The 23350-nt window shown below is 70.8% G+C and carries 14 protein-coding genes and 1 pseudogene; 9 read left to right on the forward strand and 6 right to left on the reverse strand.

The annotated features are described in order from the left end of the window. The first annotated feature begins 131 nt into the window (after positions 1 to 131). Positions 132 to 1115, forward strand: coding sequence for an NAD-dependent epimerase/dehydratase family protein (locus DRB96_RS05505; protein WP_112447226.1), 984 nt, complete (start codon positions 132 to 134; stop codon positions 1113 to 1115). On the opposite strand, the gene DRB96_RS05510 is transcribed toward DRB96_RS05505, so the two are convergent. After that, complete coding sequence (locus tag DRB96_RS05510) at positions 1101 to 2609, reverse strand: lipase maturation factor family protein (protein WP_112447228.1); 1509 nt, start codon at positions 2607 to 2609, stop codon at positions 1101 to 1103. The two genes, DRB96_RS05505 and DRB96_RS05510, sit on opposite strands and share 15 nt — an antisense overlap. 169 nt (positions 2610 to 2778) lie before the next feature. Here DRB96_RS05510 and DRB96_RS05515 point away from each other — a divergent pair, with 169 nt between their 5' ends. Next, on the forward strand, positions 2779 to 3717 hold the full coding sequence (locus tag DRB96_RS05515; protein ID WP_112447230.1) for a DUF6777 domain-containing protein: 939 nt from the start codon (positions 2779 to 2781) through the stop codon (positions 3715 to 3717). Between the two features lie 114 nt (positions 3718 to 3831). Here DRB96_RS05515 and DRB96_RS05520 read toward each other — a convergent pair whose 3' ends face one another. The 3 genes from DRB96_RS05520 to DRB96_RS05530 form a co-directional block, all read right to left on the reverse strand. Further along, positions 3832 to 4662 (reverse strand): carbohydrate ABC transporter permease, encoded by an 831-nt coding sequence (locus DRB96_RS05520; protein ID WP_112447232.1) that lies wholly within the window; start codon positions 4660 to 4662, stop codon positions 3832 to 3834. Continuing rightward, entirely contained in the window at positions 4659 to 5564 is a 906-nt protein-coding gene (locus DRB96_RS05525; protein WP_239516734.1) for a sugar ABC transporter permease, read from the reverse strand. The genes DRB96_RS05520 and DRB96_RS05525 overlap by 4 nt, the downstream gene beginning before the upstream one ends. Before the next feature lie 76 nt (positions 5565 to 5640). Further along, on the reverse strand, positions 5641 to 6933 hold the full coding sequence (locus DRB96_RS05530; protein WP_112447235.1) for an extracellular solute-binding protein: 1293 nt from the start codon (positions 6931 to 6933) through the stop codon (positions 5641 to 5643). Between the two features lie 230 nt (positions 6934 to 7163). Here DRB96_RS05530 and DRB96_RS05535 point away from each other — a divergent pair, with 230 nt between their 5' ends. From DRB96_RS05535 to DRB96_RS05550, 4 genes are all read left to right on the forward strand, one after another. Further along, positions 7164 to 8177 carry a LacI family DNA-binding transcriptional regulator gene (locus DRB96_RS05535; protein ID WP_112447237.1) on the forward strand — a complete coding sequence of 338 codons (1014 nt, stop codon included), beginning with the start codon at positions 7164 to 7166 and terminating at the stop codon, positions 8175 to 8177. Between the two features lie 192 nt (positions 8178 to 8369). Beyond that, on the forward strand, positions 8370 to 10589 hold the full coding sequence (locus DRB96_RS05540; RefSeq protein WP_112447239.1) for a glycoside hydrolase family 3 N-terminal domain-containing protein: 2220 nt from the start codon (positions 8370 to 8372) through the stop codon (positions 10587 to 10589). Then, positions 10586 to 12112, forward strand: coding sequence for a glycoside hydrolase family 43 protein (locus DRB96_RS05545; protein WP_112447241.1), 1527 nt, complete (start codon positions 10586 to 10588; stop codon positions 12110 to 12112). Before DRB96_RS05540 ends, DRB96_RS05545 begins: the two co-directional genes overlap by 4 nt. Positions 12113 to 12436: 324 nt before the next feature. Beyond that, complete coding sequence (locus DRB96_RS05550; RefSeq protein WP_112447242.1) at positions 12437 to 15163, forward strand: beta-L-arabinofuranosidase domain-containing protein; 2727 nt, start codon at positions 12437 to 12439, stop codon at positions 15161 to 15163. Positions 15164 to 15269: 106 nt separating this feature from the next. Here the strand turns inward: DRB96_RS05550 and DRB96_RS05555 are convergent, their stop codons facing one another. Then, entirely contained in the window at positions 15270 to 16301 is a 1032-nt protein-coding gene (locus tag DRB96_RS05555) for a LacI family DNA-binding transcriptional regulator (protein WP_112447244.1), read from the reverse strand. A gap of 270 nt (positions 16302 to 16571) precedes the next feature. On the opposite strand from DRB96_RS05555, the gene DRB96_RS05560 reads away from it, so the two are divergent. The 3 genes from DRB96_RS05560 to DRB96_RS05570 all read left to right on the forward strand — a co-directional run bounded on the left by DRB96_RS05560 (position 16572) and on the right by DRB96_RS05570 (position 20693). After that, complete coding sequence (locus DRB96_RS05560; protein ID WP_112447245.1) at positions 16572 to 17543, forward strand: glycoside hydrolase family 6 protein; 972 nt, start codon at positions 16572 to 16574, stop codon at positions 17541 to 17543. Between the two features lie 45 nt (positions 17544 to 17588). Next, positions 17589 to 18878 (forward strand): glycoside hydrolase family 6 protein, encoded by a 1290-nt coding sequence (locus tag DRB96_RS05565; protein WP_112447247.1) that lies wholly within the window; start codon positions 17589 to 17591, stop codon positions 18876 to 18878. A 375-nt stretch (positions 18879 to 19253) separates the two neighbouring features. Next, positions 19254 to 20693 (forward strand): endo-1,4-beta-xylanase, encoded by a 1440-nt coding sequence (locus DRB96_RS05570; RefSeq protein WP_112447249.1) that lies wholly within the window; start codon positions 19254 to 19256, stop codon positions 20691 to 20693. A gap of 151 nt (positions 20694 to 20844) precedes the next feature. Here DRB96_RS05570 and DRB96_RS05575 read toward each other — a convergent pair. Continuing rightward, positions 20845 to 23316, reverse strand: a pseudogene (locus DRB96_RS05575) (glycoside hydrolase family 9 protein). Positions 23317 to 23350 lie beyond the last annotated feature (34 nt).

Raw genomic sequence — 23350 nt, forward strand, 5'->3', positions numbered from 1 at the left:
CCTCTCCGGGCCCCCGCGCCGACGATCGGCGGCGGGGGCTCGGAAGTTCCCCGAAGCCGTACGCCGTCGGCGTCATCGCTGTGGGCGATCACGGGTTACGCACCCCCCGCGCACCGGGCACGCTGATCCACATGAAGCTGCTGATGCTGGGTGGGACCGAATTCGTCGGGCGCGCGATCACCGAAGACGCCCAGAGCCGCGGGTGGGAAGTGACGGTCTTCCACCGCGGGCACCACGCGCCCCCGCCGGGCACCAAGGCCCTGCACGGGGACCGCACCGCCCCCGACGGCCTGGCCGCCCTCGCCGAGGGGGAGTGGGACCTCGTCGCCGACACCTGGGGCGGAGCCCCCAGCGCCGTGCGCGACAGCGCCCGGCTGCTCGCCGGCCGGACCGGCCGGTACGCCTACATATCCAGCCGGTCGGTGTACTCCTACCCGGCCCCCGCCGGGCTCGACGAGGACGGCCCGCTCGTCGAGGGCTCGCCCGACGCAGAAGCCACCGACTACGCGCAGGACAAGCGCGGCGCCGAGATCGCCGCGGTGGACGCCTTCGGCGACCGCGCCCTGCTGGTCCGCGCCGGGCTCATCCTCGGCCCGTACGAGAACGTCGGCCGGCTGCCCTGGTGGCTGAACCGCACCGCGCGGGGCGGCCCCACGCTCGCCCCCGGCCGGCCCGGCCTCCCGCTCCAGTACGTCGACGTGCGGGACCTGGCGCGCTGGACCCTGGACGCGGCCGAAGCAGGGCTCGGCGGCCCGTACAACCTCGTGTCACCGGTCGGCCACGCCACGATGGGCAGCCTCCTCGAGGCCTGCGCGGCGGTGACCGGCGGCGCCGCGGAGCTGCGCTGGACCGAGCAGGCCCGGATCGAGGAAGCCGGCGTGGAACCCTGGACCGAGCTGCCGATCTGGGTCCACGAGGGCGAGCAGCACGACTTCATGTTCGGCGGGGACGTCGGCAAGGCGCTGGCGGCGGGCCTGAAGTGCCGGCCGGTCGAGGAGACCGTAGCCGACACCTGGACCTGGCTCCAGGAGCTGGGCGGAGTGGCCCCGCAGCGCCCCGACCGGCCGTCCAAGGGCATATCGCCGCAGCAGGAGGCCGCCCTACTCGGCCTCTGAGGCCCCCGGAGGTCCTGACGGCCCCGCCCGGCCGCCGTGGGAGCCGGGCGCGGCCGCGAGCCGGGTCGGCGGCATGTACTCGCGGACCAGCGTCCGGTGCCACCAGGCGCCCGTTTCGCGGAGCTCGCGCCAGGTGGTGAAGCGGTAGCGGTACAGCCGGGCCCGGACGTACCGCGGCGGGGCGTCCGGGAAGGGGTTGTGGCGGATCAGCCGCAAGGTGTCCCGGTCGCCCGCCAGCAGCCGCTCCACGAACGGCCCGAACCAGTCCCGTGCGTAGTCGGGGGAGAGCGCCGCGAACCACATGAGCCAGTCCAGGCGCAGGTGGTACGGGGCGAACTGGCGCGGCGTGCGGCGCACGTCGCCCGGCTTCCCCTTGAATCCGTACTCCCGCCAGGCGCCGTCCACGGCGGGCACCCGGTCGGCGGTGCCCTCCACCACCACCTCCTCGCGGATCCGGCCCACCGTGCCGAACGCCCCGTAGGAGTTGACCAGGTGGAGGGGGTCGAAGGACCGGTTCATCACCTGGCGGCGCGACAGCATGTTGGCCACCGGGTGCCGGCTGAGCACCAGCACCAGTGCGGTCAGCGCGCAGACCAGGACCGCGTACCAGAGCGGCCCCTCCCGGTGGGCGGCCTCCGGCGGCCTCCCCGCGTCCGCACCGGGCACGGGGAGCCAGGACAGCCGCGTGAAGTCGACGGCCGGGACGGCGAGCGCGATCGTCAGCCAGTTCAGCCAGGCGAAGTTCCCGGACAGCACCAGCCACAGCTGTGTCGCCACGATCGCCAGGGCCGCGTACGAGGCCACCGGCTGCGGGGCGAACAGCAGCACCGGGACGACCAGCTGGGTCACGTGGTTGGCGGCGCACTCCATCCGGTGCACCGGCTTCGGCAGATGGTGGAAGAACCAGCTCAGCGGCCCGGGCATCGGCTGCGTCTCGTGATGGAAGTACAGGCAGGTGAGCTTGCGCCAGCAGGCGTCGCCCCGCATCTTGATCAGCCCCGCGCCGAACTCGACCCGGAAGACCGCCCAGCGCAGCAGCCACAGCACCAGCACGGGCGGCCCGGTCCGCGCGTTGCCGAGGAAGACGGCCAGGAAGCCCGCCTCGAGGAGCAGCGACTCCCAGCCGAAGGAGTACCAGGTCTGCCCCACGTTCACGATGGACAGGTAGAGCAGCCACAGCACCGCCCACATCGCCATCGCCGCGCCGAGCGGCACGGCGTCCCCGGCCCCCGCCGCGAGCGCCGCCGCGAGCGCCGCCCCCGTCCAGGCGCAGGCGGCGAAGAACCGGTCGGAGTAGTGCAGCCGGAACAGGCTCGGGGCGCGCCGCGGCGGCACGTGCCGCACGTGCCGCGGCACGGGCAGCATGCCGTGCGCCCCGATCAGTGCCCGGAACTGCAGGGCGGCCCCGGCGAAGGCGGCGAGGTAGACGCCGGCCAGGGCCCGCTGGAAGATCAGCCGACCCAGCCAGTATTCGGGCGCCGTGAACCAGTCCATCCCCTCGAGTATCCGGCGCGGCCGCTGCCCGCGGCCACCCCGGGGGACCGGCCCAGAGGGTGTCTTGAGCATGTTGACGGCGGGGTGGCCCGCGCGTTCCCCCGGTTGCGGGGGCCGCCCGCATGCGGCAGACAAGAGGGAGCAACCGGGGCGAAAAGGGAGATGCAACGTGCACGCACCGACACCTCGTCAGGCGCCGCGTCGTCACGCACCGGCCCGTGCGGCCCTCTTCACCGTCCTCGGACTGCTCGCCGCGGCCTGCGGGGCCTCCGGCGACGAGGGGCAGACCAAGGGCCCCGCCGCCGAGAGCCAGGAGGTCCACCTCCAGCCCGTGGCCTCGGCAGGCCCCGATCCCTTCACGACCTCCTCCGCCACCGGCGAGTCGGCACCCGTCCAGCCCCCGCTGCCCAACGCGACCGGCCGGGGCATCCGTACCGTCAACGCGGCCACCCCCGGCCTGTACGGCGGAACGCAGCGTCTCGGAAGCTGCGACGTCGAGGCGCAGGTCCAGTCCCTCACCGAGGACGACGCCAAGGCCCGGGCCTTCGCCCAGGCCGCCCAGGTGGAGCAGGAGGGCATCCCCGAGTTCCTGCGCGGTCTCACCCCGGTGGTGCTGCGCGCCGACACCCGGGTGACCAACCACGGCTTCGCCGGCGGCGGCCCGACCGCCTTCCAGTCCGTCCTGCAGGCGGGCACCGCCGTCCTCGTGGACGGCCACGGAATGCCCCGCGTCCGCTGCGCCTGCGGAAACCCGCTGCTCGCACCGCGTGCGGCCAAGGGCGCCCCGGTGCTCAAGGGCGACGCCTGGGCGGGCTACCAGCCCGCCCAGGTCGTCGTCATCGAACCGACCGTGCAGGTGATCAACAACCTGGTCATCGTCAACATGGCCGACAACACCTGGCTCGAGCGCAAGACCGGCGACGACGGCGCCCAGGACCGCGCGCCCCAGGTGCCGCCGCCCTTCGACCCGGCCGCCGGCATCCCCGCCGGACCCGCGACCCCGCCCGGGACGACGCCCGCCGATCCCTGCCCGACCCCGGACAGCAACAGCCTCGCCCGCACCGCGCCGCCCACGCCGCCCGGCACCTCCAGCCTGGTCGGCAGCTGAAAATGTTGATAAGAGGCCGGCCAAAGCTCGTGTTGTTAGCGCTAACAAGACTGCGGTCGATGCGACCAGGCGTTTCACGGCGTCTCCTCGGGGGTGGAGGTCACACGGGGCGGGTCAGCCCTTGGTGGCGCCCGCTGTCAGTCCGCCGATCAGCTGCCGCTCGGCGACGGCGTAGAAGGCGAGGGCGGGGACCATGGCGAGCACGATGTAGGCGAGGACGAGTGCGTAGTCGGTCGAGTACTGGCCCTGGAACTGCTGGACGCCGACCGGGATCGTCTGCCATTGGGGGTCGTTGAACACCAGCAGCGGCAGGAAGAAGTTGTTCCAGCTCGCGACGATCGCGAGCACCGAGACCGTGCCGAGCGCCGGACGTGCCATCGGCAGCAGGATCTTCCAGAAGAAGCGGAACTTGCCGCAGCCGTCCATGACGGCCGCCTCCTCTACCTCTGCGGGGATGGTCCGGAAGAACCCGCGCAGAATGATGATCGTCATCGGGAGCCCGAAGGCCGCCTGCGGGAGGATCACTCCGAGCGGGTTGTCGAGCAGGTCGAAGTTGCGCAGCAGCAGGAACAGCGGCAGGACGGCCACCGCGAACGGGAACATGAGCCCGATCGTGAACAGCGTGTAGAACAGCTCTCTGCCCCGGAAGGCGTAGCGGGCCAGTACGAACGCCGCCATCGCGGAGACCGCCACCGTGCAGCATGCCGTGCCGATCGCGATGCCCGCGCTGTTGGCGATCTGCCGCCAGAACATTCCGTCGCCGAGGATGCCGGTGTAATTGCCGGTCTTCCAGTGCTCGGGCAGCCCGAACGGGTTGGTCGTCAGCTCGCCGGTGCTCTTGAACCCGGAGATCACCGCGTAGACCAGCGGCACGACGACGAACGCGCCGATCAGCCAGACCACGGCGTGCAGCGACAGACCGCGGGCCGTTCTGCGGGCGTTCACAGGCCACCTCCCGTGGTGACGGCCCCGCTCAGGTCACGGCGCAGAACGTACCGCTGGTAGAAGAGGGAGAAGATCAGACTGATCATGAACAGCACCACGCTGATCGCACTGGCGTAGCCGACCTGGTAGCGCTTGAATCCGAACTGGAACATCGAGATCGCCATCGTCTCGGAGGAGTGGTTGGGCCCGCCCGCGGTCATGACCCAGACGAGGTCGAAGAGCTGGATGGCGCCGATGACCGAAAGGAAGACGCTGATCCGGATCGTCGGGCCGAGCAACGGCAGCGTCACGTGCCGGAAGCGCTGCCAGGCGCCGGCGCCGTCGATGGAGGCGGCCTCGAGGATCTCGCCCGGGATGCTTTGCAGCCCGGCGAGGAAGAGCATCATGTGGAACCCGAAGTACTTCCAGGTCATGACGACGAACAGGGTCGGCATGACCGTCGAGGGGTCGGCGAGCCACTTTCCCTGCAACCCCTCCAGGCCGAGGGCGCCCGCGAGATGGTCGGCCATGCCGCCACCGGGAAGGAAGATCATCGTGAAGAGGACCGCCGTGACCACTTCGGACAGGATGTACGGCGCGAAGAACAGCATCCGGTAGACGGCCCGGCCGCGCAGCCTCTGGTTGAGCAGGACGGCGGTGAACAGCGCGAACGGCAACTGCACCGTGATCGACAGCGTGATCAGGTACACCCCGCGCTCCAGATCACCGAGGAAGACCTGATCCCGGAAGAGGGTGGCGTAGTTCCCGAAGCCGACGAACTCCTCCAGGGGGCCGACCCCGCCCCACTTGAAGAAGCCGGTGTAGACGGCGACCGCGATCGGGGCGAGGACGAAGACGAGGAAGAGGACCAGAGCCGGGACGAGGAACCAGGCGACCGACGCCCAGCCTGCCAAACCGCGCAGGAGCGACCGTGCCGGGGCGGGCGGGCCCACCGGTCCGGCGTCCTGCGTCCGCTCCTTGGTCAGGGTGGACACGGAGCTAGGCACCCTTCGCAGCCTCGGTTATCGACTTGGTGACCTGCTCGGGCGTCTTCTTGCCCGCGATGAGGTCGGCGACGCTGTCGTTGACCTCCTGGCCGACCGCCGGCGGGTAGGCCTGGTCGAGGTAGAGCTGGAATCCCGTCGCCTTGACCAGGCTGTCGGCCACCGCCTTCCTGTTGGGGTCGGTGAGCTGGCTCTCCGCGCCCTTGACCACCGGCAGATAGCCGTTGGAGGCCAGCAGCTTGGACTCGTTCTCCAGAACGAGGAACTTCAGGAAGTCCAGGGCCTCCTTCGGGGCGCCCTTGCGCAGCGCGAAGCCGCCGCCGCCCCCCAACACCTCGGTGGCCCGGCCGACTCCGCCATCGACCGTCGGGAAGGGGAAGAAGCCCAGGTCCGCTCCGAGGTCGGCGCCCGCGTCCTTCTGCACCGACGGTCCCCACTGCCCCATCAGCTCCATGGCGGCCTGGCCGTTGCCCATGGTCGCGGCCTGGCCGCCGGGGGTGGCGTAGCCGGCGCCGAGGAAGGCGGTCTGGAACGGCTGGAGGTCGACCAGCTCCTTGAGGTGGGTGCCTGCCTGGACGAAGCCGGCGCCGGTGAAGTCCTTGGTGATCGCTGCCTGCTGCAGCGCGGGAAGGCCTGCGACGCGCATCGCGAGGTAGGCCCAGTAGTAGTGGCCGGGCCATTTCTCCTTGCCCGCGAGGGCGATCGGAGTGACACCCGCCGCCTTGAGCTTCTTGACGTCTTCGAGGAGCTCGGCCCAGGTGGCCGGCGGAGCGGTGATCCCGGCCTTGGCGAAGAGCTTCTTGTTGTACCAGAAGCCGACCATGCCGACGTCGTAGGGCACCCCGTAGGTCCGGCCCTCGAACTGATAGGCCTGCAGCGAGACCGGGGTGAGCTCGGACGACCAGCCGAACACGTCGGTGAGGTCCTCGACCAGCCCCGCGTCGACCTGCTGCTGCAGCACGCCGCCGCCCCAGGTCTGGAAGACGTCGGGGAGCTTGCCCGACGAGGTGATGGCCGTCAGCTTGGACTTGAACGCCTCGTTCTCCAACGAGGTGGTCTTGATCGTGATGTTCGGGTGGGCGGCCGTGAACGCCGAGGAGATCTGCGGGAAGAGGGACTTTCCCGGCTCCGTCGTGGCGATGTTCCACCACGCGAAGGCCACCTTGCCGTCGGCCGCCGGCCCCGAGCCGGAGTCCCCGCCGCCGCAGGCCGCGGTCAGCGAGACGGACAGAGCGGTCAGGCCCGAGAGCGCGAGGAAGCTTCGTCGGCTCGGGGGTGTGCTGGCCATGGGACCTCCGGGGTGGGGAATGCGGTTCGATTTCGAAACTGTTTCGCAACATCCTCGATTCGGTGCTGCCACAAACTAGGAACGCGCGGCCCCCCGGTCAAGCCTTCTTACTGAATTCCCCTCTGCCTCAGCGCACTTGGAGCTTGACAACCTGGTCGCGCCGACCGGAAACTCTTCGAAAGTTTGCGATACCCGTCGTCAGCCCAGAACGTCCACACAGAGGAGAGAAGTTGAGCGAGCAGCGTCCGACCCTGGCCCTCATCGCCGCGGAGGCAGGGGTGTCCCAGGCCACCGTGTCGAAGGTGGTCAACGGTCGCTCCGATGTCGCACCCTCGACACGCGAACGGATCGAGGGCCTGCTGCGCTCCCACAACTACCTCCACCCCGGTGGGCAGGCGAGGGCCCGCAGGTCCGGCCTGGTCGACCTGATCATCGGCGGTCTGGACAGCGCGTGGGCGGTGGAGATACTGCGCGGTGTCGAGGCCGAGTGCGCCCAGCGGAGCGTCGGCACCGTCGTGTCGCTCGTCCCGCCGGGCGAGGCCACGCCGTCGAGCTGGGCCGCCCTGCCGGTCCTGCACCACAGCGACGGCGTCATCCTCGTCACCGCCTCGGTCACCCAGGCCCAGCGTGCCCAGGTCGAACAGGCCGGGGTGGCGCTGGTGGTCATCGACCCGATCGACCTGCCGGGCAACGGTGTGCCGAGCATCGGCGCCACCAACTGGGCGGGCGGCCTCGCCGCCACCGAGCACCTGCTGGAGCTGGGGCACCGCCGGATCGCCGCGATCGGCGGGCGCAAGGAGATGCTCTGCAGCCAGGCCCGCATCGACGGGTACCGCGCCGCGCTGGAGCGGGCCGGGATCGAGGTCGACCGCGACCTGATCCGGTTCGGCGACTTCCAGCACGAGGGCGGGTTCCGGCGCGCCCAGGAACTGCTCGCCCTTCCCGAGCCCCCGACCGCCATCTTCGCCGGCAGCGACCAGCAGGCGATGGGCGTCTACGAAGCCGCCCGGCAGGGCGGGCTGAGCATCCCCCAGGACCTCAGCGTGGTCGGCTTCGACGACCTGCCGATGTGCGAATGGCTGTCACCGCCGCTGACGACGGTGCGCCAGCCGCTGGAGGAGATGGGCCGGCTCGCCGCCCGCACACTTTTCCAGCTCCTGGACGGCCAGCCCCTGGTCAGCCCCCGGATGGAGCTCTCGACCGAGCTCAAGGTCCGGCTCTCCACCGCCCCGCCCCGTCTCTAGTGCTGTGACCGGAAAGGTCCACCGGGTCGCGGCGCCCGGCACGGCACCTCGCCGCGTTGTCGGACCACACCGGTACGTCCAGTACGAGGCGTGGTCCTCCGCCTTGCGAAGCACCGCACCGAACACCGCGACCCGGCAAACCTTCCCGGCCACAGCACTAGGTCGTGTCGTCGAAGTCCCTAGGAGAACTCCTTGACCGAGCCCTGGCGTGACCCCCTCATACCCGTGTCCGTACGAGTCGCCGATCTGCTGAAACGGATGACGCTGGAAGAGAAGGCGGGTCAGCTCACCGGATTCTGGGCGCTGCCCTCGGATCCGGGGACACCGGTCGCGCCGATGGAGGACGATTCCGGCGAGTCCGCGCCCGGCCTGGACGACATCGTCGCCCACGGGCTCGGCCAGCTCACCCGGGTGTACGGCACCGCGCCGATCGCCGCGGAGGCCGGGATGGAGCGGCTCGCCTCGCTCCAGCGGCAGGTGACCGGATCCGGCCGGTTCGGGATCCCGGCGGTCGCTCACGAGGAGTGCCTGACCGGGTTCATGACGTTCGGGGCGACGGTCTTCCCCGGGCCACTGGCCTGGGGAGCCTCCTTCGATCCCGGGCTCGTGCGCCGGATGGCCGCTGCCATCGGGGCGGGGATGCGGCAGGTCGGCGTCCACCAAGGGCTGGCTCCGGTGCTCGACGTGGTCCGCGACTACCGGTGGGGCAGGACCGAGGAGTGCATCGGCGAGGATCCCTATCTCGTCGGAGCGATCGGCACCGCCTACGTGCAGGGTTTGGAGGGCGCCGGGATCGTGGCGACGCTCAAGCACTTCGCCGGGTACTCGGCCTCGCGCGGCGGCCGGAACATGGCCCCCGTCTCCTCGGGGCCGCGCGAGTTCGCCGACGTACTGGTCGAGCCCTTCGTACGGGCGCTGCGCGAGGGGGGCGCCCGGTCGGTGATGAACAGCTACACCGACGTGGACGGCGTCCCGGTGGCCGCCGATCCACGGCTGCTGACCGAACTGCTGAGGGGTGAGCTCGGTTTCAGTGGTGTGGTCGTCGCCGACTACTACGCCGTCTCCTTCCTGGAGACCCGGCACGGCGTCACCGGATCGCGGGGCGCGGCCGGCTCGCTGGCGTTGACCGCCGGAATCGACGTCGAGCTGCCCACGGCCCGCTGCTACGGCGAGCCGCTGACCGAACTCGTCCGGTCGGGAGTCGTGTCCGAGGAACTCATCGATCGGGCCGCGGAACGGGTCCTGCTGCAGAAGGCCGAGCTCGGCCTGCTCGACCCCGGCTGGGAACCCGTCAAGCCCGAGCCGGTCGACCTCGACCCGCCGGAAAACCGGGCATTGGCCAGGCTCCTGGCCGAACGGTCCACCGTGCTGCTCGCCAACGACGGCATCCTGCCGCTGCGGCCGTGCCGGGTCGCGATCAGCGGGCCGTACGCGGACGACCCCCAGTCCTTCCTCGGCTGCTACTCCTTCCCCAACCACGTCGCGCTGCCCGGCGACCTCGGGCTGCACATCCCGACGCTCGGTGAGGCGCTCACCGCTGGCGGGTTCGCAGTCACCGACGACGATCCGGACGTGAACGTGCTGGTACTCGGGGACCGGGCCGGCATGTTCGGCCGGGGCACCTCCGGAGAAGGCTGCGACGCCGAGACCCTCGACCTGCCCGGCGACCAGGCCGCGCTCGCCGACACCGTTCTGGACTCCGGGGTGCCGACCGTTCTGGTCCTCGTCTCCGGACGGCCCTACGCACTCGGCACGCTGGCCGAGCGCGCATCGGCCGTGGTGCAGGCCTTCTTCCCCGGCGAGGAGGGCGGGACGGCGCTGGCCCGGATCATCAGCGGGGCCGCGGAACCGTCCGGGCGGCTGCCCGTCTCCATCCCCCGCCAGGCCGGCGGCCAGCCCGGCACCTACCTGCACGCCCGGCTAGGCGGGCACACCGAATGGAGCTCGGTGGACCCGACCCCGCTGTTCCCCTTCGGGCACGGGCTGAGCTGGACCAGCTTCACCTGCTCGGAGCTCTCCGTGGATCCCGTCGCCGCGACGGACGGGGCCGTCTCCGTTTCGGTCACCGTGCGCAACGTCGGCGAGGTGGCCGGGACCGAAGTGGTCCAGCTGTACCTCTCCGATCCCGTGGCGTCCGTCGTCCGGCCGCAGCGGTGGCTCGCCGGATTCGCCAGGGTCGAGCTGCGGCCGGGCGCGGCCGCCCGGGTCACCTTCTCGGTCCATGCCGACCGGACCTCCTTCACCGGGCTGGACCTGCGCAGAAGAGTGGAGCCCGGGGAGATCGGCGTGGCCGTCGGACGGTCCAGCGGCGATCTTCCGCTCCACGGCTCCTTCACTCTGGAGGGCCCCGTACGCCACCCCGCGGCCGACCGGGTGCTGTCCGTTCCGGTCGAGATCGTCCCGGTTCCATGACCACGTCGTGCGATGACCCCGTCTTCGGTGATCCCGTGCTGCCCGGGTTCCGGCCCGACCCGTCCGTCTGCCGGGTGGGAGCGGACCACTACCTGGTGACGTCCAGCTTCGAATGGTTCCCCGGCCTGCCCGTGTTCCACAGCCGCGATCTCGTGAACTGGCGGCGCATCGGCTCCGCGCTCGACCGGGCGTCCCAGCTCGACCTCGACGGGTGCGAGCCCTCACGGGGTCTGTTCGCACCGACGATCCGGCACCATGACGGGGTCTTCCACCTCGTCTGCACGCTGATGGACGGCCCCGGCCATTTCGTCGTCACGGCGACCGACCCGGCGGGGCCGTGGTCGGAACCCCAATGGTTGGAGGGCGAGGGCTTCGACCCTTCGCTGTTCTTCGACGACGGACCGGACGAGGGCGAAGGGCAGGGGGACGGGGAGGGCGACGGCGACCGGGACGGCGACGGCGACGGCCGGGCCTGGTTCACGGCCGCACGAGTCGTGGACGAGGCCGCGGGCCGCACCGAGATCTGGATGCGCGAATACCTCCCCCGGGAACGACGGCTGACGGGACCCGAGTACGTCCTGTGGTCGGGGAGCCACCCCGACGCCCGATGGTCGGAGGCCCCGCACCTCTACCAGACCGGCGGCACCTACCTATTGGTCACCGCCGAGGGCGGCACCGATGTGGACCACAGCGTGGTGGCCGCCCGCTCCACCCGCGTGACCGGCCCCTACGAGGGCGCCCCCGGCAATCCGGTGCTACCGCCCGCCAAGGGTCCGGTCACCTGCACCGGGCACGCCGACCTCGTCCAAACCCCGAACGGCGACTGGCGGGCCGTCCTCCTGGGCGTCCGCCCCGGCTCCGCCCTCGGCCGCGAGACCTTCCTCAGCCGGATCACCTGGGACGCGGGCTGGCCGGTCTTCTCCCCCGTCGCCCACACGGACCTCCGCCGCCCCGTCCACGACGACTTCGCCACGCTCGGCGCGGACTGGAGCACCCTGCGCACCCCACCCGCGCGGTTCTGGACCACCGGCGACGGGCTCCGCCTCCAGCTCCGCCCCGAACGCCTGGGCGAGCGCACCACCCCTTCCCTCCTGGCCCGCCCACAGGAGCAGCCCGACTGCGACGTCTCCACCGAGCTGCGCTTCGCCCCCACCGCACCGGAGGAACAGGCGGGCCTCGCCGTGGTCCTGGACGACGAGGCCCATCTCCTCTTCCTCCGCACCGCGGAAGGACTCATCCTCCGCCGCGGGGCCGAGGTCCTGGCCGGCGTTCGGGTCCCCCCGGGCCCCGTTCGCCTGGGGGTCCGCATCCGCGGGCTCAGCCACACCTTCGCCCACGCGGCGCCCGACGGAGCCTGGCAGGACCTGACCACCGTCGAAGCCACCTTCCTGACCCCGCTGTTCACCAGCATCCAGCTCGGCCTCTACGCCACCTCCAACGGTCGTCCCTCCACCAACCAAGCCCATTTCACGTCGTTCGACATCACGTACCCGGCCCCACCGGAACCGCCGGGCAGGCGCTGACATCGCTGGCGCCGCGGGCAGGTGGTGGTCAGCCTCCGCCACCTGCCCGTTCGCGCCTCGCGTCCCGCCCAGACGACCCCCGTTGACCTCGGTGGACGTGGCCGCGATGTACGCCGCCGGAGCGGACCGATCGCCCGGACCAACTGCGCGCGGTGCGCGGGACGGCCCTGCCGCCGCCGCCCGTCGAAAGTATTGACACGTCAATTGTGAGCGTTAACACTCGTGCGCAGCAGGCAGCCGCCGCGCCGACCTCACAGCCCCCGGTCGAAGCCCGACAGGCCATGTGCGCGGCGCCCCCATCCCCCACGGACCACGGAGTTCGCCATGCCGGTTCCCCCCTTAAGCCGCCGCGCCATGATCAAGGCGACCGGCGTCGCGGCCGTGGCCGCCGCTGTCGGCCCCGTACTGGGCACCGTCTCCGCGGCGGCGCAGACACCCCCGGTCAGGTCCGACTTCGGAGTGTCGACGTTCCCGTTCGACCTGGGTCAGGTCCAGCTCACCAGCAGCCGCTGGCTCGACAATCAGAACCGCACCCTGGCCTATCTCCGCTTCATCGACGTCGACCGCCTGCTGTACAACTTCCGCGCCAACCACCGGCTCTCCACCAACGCCGCGGCCCCGACCGGAGGATGGGACGACCCGGCGTTCCCCTTCCGCACCCACGTGCAGGGCCACTTCCTCACGGCATGGGCCCAGGCCTACGCCGCGGTCGGGGACACCACCTGCCGCGACAAGGCCGACCGCATGGTGGCCGAACTCGCCAAGTGCCAAGCCAACAACTCCACCGCGGGCTTCTCCGCCGGCTACCTGTCGGGCTTTCCCGAGGCCGACTTCACCAGCCTCGAAGCAGGCACACTGAACAACGGCAACGTCCCGTACTACTGCGTCCACAAGACCATGGCCGGTCTGCTCGACGTGTGGCGCCTCATCGGCAACACGCAGGCCCGCGACGTGCTCCTCGCGCTCGCCGGCTGGGTCGACCGGCGCACCGCAGCGCTCAGCCAGAGCAGGATGCAGTCGTTGATGGGCGTCGAGTTCGGCGGCATGAACGAGGTGCTGGCCGACCTCCACCAACAGACCGGCGACGCACGCTGGCTGACCACCGCCCAGCGGTTCGACCACGCGGCGGTCTTCGACCCCCTCGCCGCGAACCTGGACCAGCTGAACGGTCTGCACGCCAACACGCAGGTGCCCAAGTGGATCGGAGCCGTCCGCGAGTACAAGGCCACCGGGACGACCCGCTACCGCGACATCGCCGCCAACGCGTGGACGATCTGCACCACCTCGCACACGTACGCCATCGGCGGCAACAGCCAGGCGGAACACTTCCGAGCCCCGAACGCCATCTCCGGCTTCCTCGTCCCCGACACCTGCGAGCTCTGCAACTCCTACAACATGCTCAAGCTGACCCGAGAACTGTGGCAGCTGGACCCCGGCCGGGCGTCGTACTTCGACTTCTACGAGAAGGCACTGCTCAACCACGTCATCGGCGCCCAGAACCCGGCCGACCCCCACGGGCACGTCACCTACTTCACCCCCCTCAACCCGGGCGGCCGCCGTGGCAAGGGCCCGGCCTGGGGCGGCGGCACCTGGAGCACCGACTACGGCACGTTCTGGTGCTGCCAGGGAACGGGCATCGAGTCCAACACGAAGCTGATGGACTCCATCTACTTCCACGACGGCAGCACCACCCTCACCGTGAACCTGTTCCTCCCCTCCGTCCTGAGCTGGACCCAGCGAGGCATCACCGTCACCCAGACCACCTCCTACCCGGCAGACGACACCACGACGCTCAAGGTCACCGGCGGCGTCGGCGGGACCTGGTCGATGCGCGTCCGCATCCCCGGATGGACTTCGGGCGCCACCCTCAGCGTCAACGGCGTCGCCCAGGCCGTCACTGCCAGTCCGGGCAGCTACGCCACGCTCACCCGGTCCTGGACCTCGGGCGACACCGTCACCGTGAAGCTCCCCATGCGCGTGGCCCTCCAGGCCGCCAACGACAGCCCCGGTGTCGCGGCGATCACGTACGGCCCCGCCGTCCTCGCCGGCAACTACGGCAGCACCACGCTGTCCTCCCTCCCGGCCCTGGACCCCTCTTCGATCACCCGAACCAGCAGCACCGCCCTCGCCTTCACGGCCACCGCCAACGGGACGAAGGTCGACCTCGCCCCCTTCCACGACGCCCAGGGCTTCAACTACAGCGTCTACTGGCGGACCGACAGTCCCGGCTTCCGTCTCGTCAACGCGGCCAGCGGGCTCGTCCTCGGCATCCGGAACATGTCCACCGCCGACGGGGGCCTCGCCCTGCAGTGGACCGACTCCGGCACCGCCGACCACGTCTGGACCCTCCTCGTGGACGGCACCGCACTGCGGCTGCGCAACCTCAACAGCGGCAAGGTCCTCGGCGTGAAGGACATGTCCACCGCCGACAACGCCCCGGTCCTCCAGTGGGCCGACACCGGCACCGCCGACCACCGTTGGACCGTCGTCGACGCCGGCAACGGCTACCACAAGCTTCAAAACGTCCACACCGGCAAGCTGCTGGGCATCGAAGGCGGCTCCACCGCCAACGGCGCCGCAGCCGTACAGGTGCCCGACACCGGCGCCCCCGCCGGCCAGTGGCAGTTCGTCCCCGACGGCGCCAGGCGCATCCAGAACGTCGCCAGCGGGCGGGTACTCGGTGTGCGGGACATGTCCACCGCCGACGGCGGCCTCGCCATCCAGTGGGACGACAACGGCACCGCCGACCATCTCTGGACGGCCGTAATCGACACCGGCGGCCACTTGCGCCTGCGCAACTCCCACAGCGGCAAGGTCCTCGCCGTGGAGAACGGCGACACCGCCAACGGCGCCCGGATCGTCCAGTGGGCGGACAACGGCGCCGCCGACCACCGGTGGCGCCTGCGCCACGGCGGCGGCGACACCTTCAGGATCCAGTGCGCCAACAGCGGCCGCGTCCTCGGCGTCTCCGGCGCCTCCACCACCCAGGGAGCACAGACCGTCCTCTGGGACGACAACGGCACCAGCGACCACCTGTGGCGATTCATCTGACCCGGCGCCGAGTCTCCCGATCGCCGCAGGCCGATCGCGGCGACGGGAAATCGAGTGGGAGGCGCTCCCGTCAGATCGGGCCGGCCCTGCCGGAAGCGCCCGCCGATCAGGCCGACGCGGGCAGATCGGGGGCGGACTCGCGCACGGTCAGGCGGGTCGGGAGGATCAGCGGGGTGGGGCGGTGTCCTTCGATGGCACTGACCAGCATCCTGGCCATCTCCTGGCCCAGCGCCCGCACCGGCTGATGGACCGTGGTCAGCGGCGGGCTGGTGTGCCGGGCGCTCGCCAGGTCGTTGAAGCCGATCACCGCGACGTCCTCGGGAACCCGGAGCCCCCGTTCCCGCAAGGTGCGCAGAGCGCCGATGGCCATCGCGTCGGAGGCCGCGAACACCGCGTCGGGATCGGGGTGCGCCCGGAGCAGTCGCTCCATCGCCTCGGCGCCGCCGTCCTCGGTGAACTGCCCGGGCTCGACACCGAGCAGCGGCAGGCCGGACAGCGTCAGACCGTCGGTGAACCCCTCCTCCCGCGCGACGGAGGCCCTGGTGTCCACCTGTCCGGTGATCATGACGGGGCGTCGGCGGCCGGTGCGCGCGAAGTGCTCGGCGGCCAGGCGGGCGCCGCCCCGGTTGTCGGCGTCCACGTACCAGGTGGGCTCGCCGGTGAGCGGGAGTCCGCCGAAGACGACGGGGAGATCGACCTCCTCGCCCAGGCGTCCCAGCGGATCGTCGCCCCGCAGCGCCATCAGCATGACGCCGTCGGCCCGGCGGGAGCGCAGCAACCGCTCGAACCTCTCCCGGCCGCGCGGGGTGTTGGCCAGCAGCAGGATCAGTTCCAGTTCGGTCTGCTCCAGCGCCGCGCTGACGCCGACGATGACCTCCGCGAAGAACGGATCCGCGAACAGCCCCGGCTCGTCGCTGGAGACCGCCAGCACCACCGCTCCGACCCTGCGGCTCGCGAGGGCCTGCGCGGAGGGGTTGGGCACGAAGTCCAGTTCGCGCACCGCCCGTTGGACCGCCTCCCGCTTGGCGCGGCTGACGTGCGGGGCGTTGTTTATCACCCGGGAGGCCGCAGTGCGCGACACACCGGCACGTGCGGCCACCTCGTCGAGAGTCGGCATGCGCTTGTGTGACGGCTCCATGGAAGAACTGCTCCTCGCGCTCACGCGGACGGCCAACAGCGGCCATGATTCCATGCGCCGTCCCGACTTCGGACCTGCGCGCGGACGATGCCGTTGGTCTCGATTTGGTAGCGCTTCCAACTTGTCGCGCCCCACCGGCCCCCAGCGGTACTTCCGTGTTCAACCTCTTGACACACCCTGACGACCCGCCCAATCATCCCATCAGCGCTGTCCCGCCCCTCATCAAAACTGGAAGCGCTTCCACTTCCCCACCCCACCGGAGGAAGAACCATGCGCAAGCCCGTCCGAGCCACATCCGCCCTGCTGGCCGGTGTCCTAGCCGCCGGCCTCGCCGTGATCAACGCGGGCCCGGCGTACGCCGCCGACCCGACCACCATGACCAGCGGCTTCTACGCCGACCCCGACAACTCCGCCCTGCGGTGGACCAACGCGAACCCCGGCGACGGGCGGGCGGCGGCGATCCGGACGTCCATCGCCAACACCCCGGCAGCCCGCTGGTTCGGGAACTGGAGCGGCGACATCGGCACGGCAACCGGCGCCTACGTCGGCCGCGCGGACTCCTACGACAAGCTGCCGATCCTGGTCGCGTACAACATCCCCCACCGGGACATCTGCGCCGGTCACTCCGGCGGCGGCGCGGGGAGCCGCGCCGCGTACGACGCCTGGATCGCCGCCTTCGCCAGTGGCATCGGCAGCCGCCCGGCCGTCGTCGTCCTCGAACCCGACGCGCTCGGCCACGAGAGCTGCATGACGGCCGCCCAGATCGCCGAGCGCAACGCCATGCTGAAGAACGCGATCGACCAGTTCAAGGCCAAGGCACCCAACACCTGGGTCTACCTCGACGCCGGGAACCCCGGCTGGGTCGACGCCACCACCATGGCGCGCCAGCTCGCCGCCGCCGGTGTCGGCGGGGCACGCGGCTTCGTGCTGAACGTCTCCAACTACTTCACCACCGGCCAGAACACCTCCTACGGCAATGCGGTCAACTCCGCCCTGGGCTCATACGGCTACACCAAGCCGTTCGTCGTCGACACCAGCCGCAACGGCAACGGTTCCAACGGCCAGTGGTGCAACCCCGCAGGCCGCCGGATCGGCACTCCCAGCCAGCGCGGCGGCGGTGCCGAGATGCTGCTGTGGATCAAGGTCCCCGGCGAGTCCGACGGCAACTGCGGCGTCGGGGCCGGCTCCTCGGCCGGGCAGTTCCTGCCGGAGGTCGCCTACAAGATGATCTACGGCTACTGACCCCCCTTCCCTCGCCGAAGGCCGAACCCCTACCGAAGGAACCCCGTGCGCATCCCCCTGCACCGATTAGCCCTGGCAGCGAGCGCGCTCGCGCTGCTCCTCGGCGCCGCCGCCCCGGCCTCTGCCGAGGCGAGCTCCGCGCCGGCCTCCCACACGCTTCCCACGAACACCCGCTTCTACGTCGATCCCGACAGCGACGCAGCCCACCAGGCCGTCACCGACTTCCTTCACCGGGACTTCGAGGGCGCCAAGTCCATGGCGAAGCTGGCCAGTTGGCCAGAGGCTGCCTGGTTCACCGACGGCACCCCGGAGCAGGTCGAATCCCGCGTACGCGACCTGGTGCGCCGAGCCGAGCGAACCCGGACGGTTCCCGTCCTGGTGGCCTACAACATCCCGCTGCGCGACTGCTCCCAGTACTCCTCCGGCGGTGCGCAGTCGGACGCCGAGTACCAGGCCTGGATCAGCGCCTTCGCCCGGGGGCTCGGCCGCAGCAAGGCCGTCGTCATTCTCGAACCGGACGGGCTGGCCAACCTCCCCTCCGACTGCGGTCCCGGCAGCGACCCCACCGGCGCGATCACCACAGGACGCTTCGCCGACCTCAACCACGCGATCGACGCCCTGGGGCGGCAGCCGAACAGCGTCGTCTACCTGGACGCCGGCAACAGCCACTGGCGCAGCGTCGGCGACATCGCACAACGCCTCCTCCAGGCCGGCGTCACCCGCACCCAGGGCTTCTCGCTGAACGTCTCCAACTATCTGGCCACCGGCCTGTCCACCCACTACGGCACCTGGGTCTCCCAGTGCCTGTGGTTCGCCACCAAGGGCCCGGACTGGGCCAGGGGGCACGCCGACTGGTGCGCGAGCCAGTACTACTCACCCGCAGCGCCGAACGACGGGCAGCCGGGAAACTCCGTGAACGTGGACGATCCGTCCACGTGGCACTGGACCGACCGCTGGTTCCAGCAGAACGTCGGTACCCCGCCCACGCAGGAGCTCACCCACCTGGTCGTCGACACGAGCCGCAACGGCCAGGGCGCCTGGACCCCGCCCGCGGGCAAGTACAGCGGCGACCCGCAAACCTGGTGCAACGCCCCGGGTCGCGGCGTCGGCGACCGGCCGACCGCGAACACCGGCGTCCCGCTCGTCGACGCCTACCTGTGGATCAAGACGGTTGGTCAGTCCGACGGCCAGTGCAACCGCGGCATCCCGGGCGGCACCATCGACCCGGAGTACGGCATCGTCGATCCCGCGGCCGGCGTGTGGTGGCCGGAGCAGGCCAAGTCCCTCGTCCGGAACGCCAACCCCGCACTGGGGTTCAACACGGGCGTGCGCTGACCTAGGCCGCCGTGACCAGGCCGCCATTACCGGCGATGCCGACTGAAGGAAATGCTCGTTTACAGCTTTCCGTCAGATCCCGATTGAATTGTCCTCATCGAAATACTTTCGATGAGGACAATTCAATGAAAAGGGACCACTAAGCGCCCCCGAGAGACAGATTATCGAAATGCTTTCGAAACTCTTGACTTGTTTCGGCTGGGTTTCCAGACTGATGGGCGAGGCGGTGTGGCCCGTCCGTGTCCGGTTCCGGGCGCCGTCCTCGGATCTCTACGCGCTCATGAGCGTCCCTTTCCCATGGACGCGGGCGTCGTTCACGCGGATTCACCATGCCGCGATCCAACCCTTCCGCGATTTCTTTCTGGAGGCTCATTCATGGGCTCACAAGCCATTCCCCCACCCACCGTCCGCCGGAAGACCGGCGGCCTGTGTGCGGCCCTGGTCGTCGGCGTCCTCGGTGCGGCCGCCGCGCTGGTGGCGCCGACGTCACACGCCGCCGAGAGCACGCTCGGCAGCGCGGCGGCGCAGAGCGGCCGGTACTTCGGTACCGCCATCGCCTCGGGCAGGCTGGGCGACTCGGCGTACACGACGATCGCCGGCCGCGAGTTCAACTCGGTGACGCCCGAGAACGAGATGAAGATCGACGCCACCGAACCCCAGCAGGGCCAGTTCAACTTCGCCGCCGGCGACCGCGTCTACAACTGGGCGGTGCAGAACGGCAAGCAGGTACGCGGCCACACCCTGGCCTGGCACTCCCAGCAGCCCGGCTGGATGCAGAACCTCAGCGGCAGCACGCTGCGCCAGGCGATGACCAGCCACATCAACGGCGTGATGGCCCATTACAAGGGCAAGATCGGCCAGTGGGACGTCGTGAACGAGGCCTTCGAGGACGGCACTTCGGGAGCCCGGCGCAACTCCAACCTGCAGCGGACCGGCAACGACTGGATCGAGGTCGCCTTCCGCACCGCGCGCGCCGCCGACCCGGCCGCCAAGCTCTGCTACAACGACTACAACGTCGAGAACTGGACCTGGGCCAAGACCCAGGCCATGTACGCCATGGTCCGGGACTTCAAGCAGCGCGGCGTACCGATCGACTGCGTCGGCTTCCAGTCGCACTTCAACAGCGACAGCCCCTACAACAGCAACTTCCGTACCACCCTGCAGAGTTTCGCCGCCCTCGGCGTCGATGTGGCCGTCACGGAGCTCGACATCCAGGGCGCCTCGGGCACGACCTACGCCAACGTGACCAACGACTGCCTGGCCGTCCCGCGCTGCCTCGGCATCACCGTCTGGGGGGTGCGCGACACCGACTCCTGGCGACCGGAGCACTCGCCGCTGCTGTTCAACGGTGACGGCAGCAAGAAGGCCGCCTACTCCTCCGTCCTCAACGCACTCAACGCCGGATCCTCTACTCCCACTCCGACCCCTTCGCCCGGTTCTGGACAGATCAAGGGCGTCGGGTCGGGCCGCTGCCTGGACGTGCCCGGTGCCAGCACCACCGACGGCACCCAGCTCAACCTGTGGGACTGCAACAACCGCACCAACCAGCAGTGGTCGCACACCGCCGCAGGCGAGCTCAGGGTCTACGGCAACAAGTGCCTGGACGCCGCCGGCACCGGCAGCGGCACCAAGGTCCAGATCTACAGCTGCTGGGGTGGCGACAACCAGAAATGGCGCCTCAACTCCGACGGATCCATCGTCGGAGTCCAGTCCGGCCTCTGCCTCGACGCCGCCGGCAACAACACCGCCAACGGCACCCTGATCCAGCTCTACTCCTGCTCGAACGGCAGCAACCAGCGCTGGACCCGCACCTGACGACCTGCCCTGGCCAAGGGGCACAGTTCCCGTAGTGACACGCCCCGCACCATGGAGTGGAGCCAGGATGATCCTGGCTCCACTCCGCCGTCTGTCCGACGCGCTCCGCCCTCTGCACCTGGTCGGCGGGCGGACGGAGCATGACGAGCTTTCAGGAGCAGAGTGCACCGCCCAGCGTGTAGCGCGCCGGGATCGCGTTGGTACCCGAGTACGTCGCCTGGAAGCCGAAGCTCACGCTGCCGCCGGGTGCCAGCGTGCCGTTCCACCCGGCGTCCCGGGCGGTGACCGTGCTGCCCGACTGGCTCACCGTGGCGTTCCAGCCGTTGGTGATCCGCTGATCGCCCGCGAAGCTCCAGCCGAGGGTCCACCCGGAGATCGCCGAGGCTCCGGTGTTCTTCACCGTCACCGTCGCCGTGAAACCGTTGCCCCAGGCGTTGTCGATCCGGTACGCCACCGCGCAGGAAGCCGCCGACGCGTCGTCGTCCGCCTCCGTCGCCGTGAACGTCGCCGACTGCACTCCAGGACCACCGACCGTGAACGTCGCGCTGCCCGACGACGCGTCGGCGTCCTGCGCGGCGAGGACCGAAACCTGCTGCGCCGTCGCCCAGTCGGCCGGGGTGAACACCAAGGTCGCGGCTGCCGACAGGTCTTCGTCGCCGGAGTTCCGGGCCACCGTCACCGTCACGTTCTGCGTGGGCGCGGCCGAGAGCCGCACGCCCACCGGCGCCGAGCCGCCCTCCGGGACCGTCACGGCCGCCGGTGCGACCTGGACCACGGGCACCGCCGGAGCGCTGCGCCGCTCAGCCGCGAAGGCCGCCAGCCAGGCCAGCGAGGCGTTCCAGTTGATGGCCACCTCGTTGGTGGAGTACGAGCCGATGTCGTCCACGTAGCACGCCGCCGGTGCGCAGCCCGCCAGCTTCTCCTTGGCCACCGGGTCCTCCAGCCTGGCGTTCGGCCCTCCCGCGAAGGAACCGGCCGGCGGGTGCGGCAGCGAGGCGTCGTTCTGATGCGCCCAGAACCGGTGGTGCTGGTTCTCGGAGTAGCGGTCGCCGTAGCCGGTGATGTAGGAGAGGTCGAGCGCGTTGCGGCCGAGCAGTCAGTCCAGGGACTCCAACGCTCCGGCCCGGTAACGCTGTTGCCCGGTGATCTCGTACGCGACGGCCAGCACCATCGCGTTGTTGGTGACTGAGCTGTTGGAGCCCCACACGTACCCGGTGGCGGGGAGCGGCACCGCGTAGCCCTGTCCGGACATGGTGGACAGGTGGCCATCGGCCGCCGTGGTCAGCAGGCCGCGCAGCCGGGACACGTCGTCGGCGGGCAGGGTCACGCCGGGGATCGTGGCGAGGGTGATGCGGCCGGGCGTCGCGGTGCCGCCCCACCAGAACGCGTCGACGGGCTTGGTGTGGTGCGGGGAAGAGGTGACGGCGTCCCGGTATTGGGACTCGCCCGTGGTGGCCAGGAGTTCCGCCGCCGCCCAGTAGAACTCGTCGGAGACGTCGGCGTCCTCGTACGCACCGCCGCCGGTGTTGTCGCTCGCCAGGGCGAGCACGTTCGGGTTGGCCTTGGCGGCCGTCCAGGCGCGGCGGGCCGCGTCCAGGCAGCGCGCGGCGAACGCGGCGTCGTACGGCGCGTACACCCGGGCACACTGCGCGGCCGAGGCCGCCAGGTTCAGCGTCGCGGCGGTCGACGGCTTGTGCAACTCACGCTGTTCGGAGTCGAGTTCGGGCCGGGTCGGCAGGGCAGTCCACTTGGCGTCGTGCATCTTGTGGAAGGCCATCCCGGCCATCGGCTTCCCGGCCGGGACCTGCATCCGCAGCAGGAACTCCAGTTCCCAACGGGCCTCGTCCAGCACGTCCGGCGTCCCGTTGCCGCGCTCCGGCACCCTCAGCGTCGCGTCGCCGAGCGCCGCGTCGCCGCCCGAACGGCGGGCCCTTTCGAAGGAGTTGACCATCTCCCAGACGGAGATTCCCCCGTTGACCACGTACTTGCCCTGGTCGCCCGCGTCGTACCAGCCGCCGCGCACGTCCAGTTGGTAGTCGCACACCCCGGCCTGGCAGGGGACGCCGGTGTCGCCCTTGTTCGGGGCGACGCCCAGGTGCCCGGCGGGGCGGGCGTACGCGCTGCCGCCCGCCAGGGCGGCGTCGATCGCGATACCGCTGCGCTGCTGGTAGAAGAACGACATGCTGTCGGCGCGCAGTCCGTCGTACAGCGATGCGGAGATGTCGAAGGGGTGGCTGGTCTGGCCGCCGACGACCAGGGTGTAGCCAGTGCCGGTGCCGGTGTACGCGCCGAAGTCCACCAGGTGCGTGGACTGGCCGGACGCCTGGTCGGCGCCGCGCACCGTGGTGGCGCCCGAGGCGGCCACCGCGCCGGAGGCGTCGCGCAGTTGCCAGGCGAGCGGGGCGGTCGCGGAGCTGGCCACGGTGGCCCGCTTGGGGCCGTCGGGCAGGTAGCCGAGCTGGTTGACCCGGACGGGCGTGTCGGCAGCGGCTGCCACGGTGGCGGCAGCCGCGACCGGAACGGTCAGGGCGGTCGCGGACAGGCCGCCAGCGGCCAGCGCGAGGCCGGCGAGCACGGCGGCCGCGCGACGTGGCACGCCGCGGGCGGAGGTGACAGGAGGCACAGTGAAGCCTTCCTCGGGGGGTGGGGGGCGGAGT

Origin of the sequence: Streptomyces sp. ICC1 (assembly GCF_003287935.1) — a bacterium.
Taxonomy (GTDB): domain Bacteria; phylum Actinomycetota; class Actinomycetes; order Streptomycetales; family Streptomycetaceae; genus Streptomyces; species Streptomyces tritrimontium.

Bases quoted from the DNA above. Each gene is read 5' to 3' on its own strand.
- DRB96_RS05505 (WP_112447226.1), top strand. From the start codon at position 132: ATGAAGCTGCTGATGCTGGGTGGGACCGAATTCGTCGGGCGCGCGATC.
- DRB96_RS05510 (WP_112447228.1), bottom strand. From the start codon at position 2,609: ATGGACTGGTTCACGGCGCCCGAATACTGGCTGGGTCGGCTGATCTTC.
- DRB96_RS05530 (WP_112447235.1), bottom strand. From the start codon at position 6,933: ATGGCCAGCACACCCCCGAGCCGACGAAGCTTCCTCGCGCTCTCGGGC.
- DRB96_RS05545 (WP_112447241.1), top strand. From the start codon at position 10,586: ATGACCACGTCGTGCGATGACCCCGTCTTCGGTGATCCCGTGCTGCCC.
- DRB96_RS05550 (WP_112447242.1), top strand. From the start codon at position 12,437: ATGCCGGTTCCCCCCTTAAGCCGCCGCGCCATGATCAAGGCGACCGGC.
- DRB96_RS05555 (WP_112447244.1), bottom strand. From the start codon at position 16,301: ATGGAGCCGTCACACAAGCGCATGCCGACTCTCGACGAGGTGGCCGCA.
- DRB96_RS05560 (WP_112447245.1), top strand. From the start codon at position 16,572: ATGCGCAAGCCCGTCCGAGCCACATCCGCCCTGCTGGCCGGTGTCCTA.
- DRB96_RS05570 (WP_112447249.1), top strand. From the start codon at position 19,254: ATGGGCTCACAAGCCATTCCCCCACCCACCGTCCGCCGGAAGACCGGC.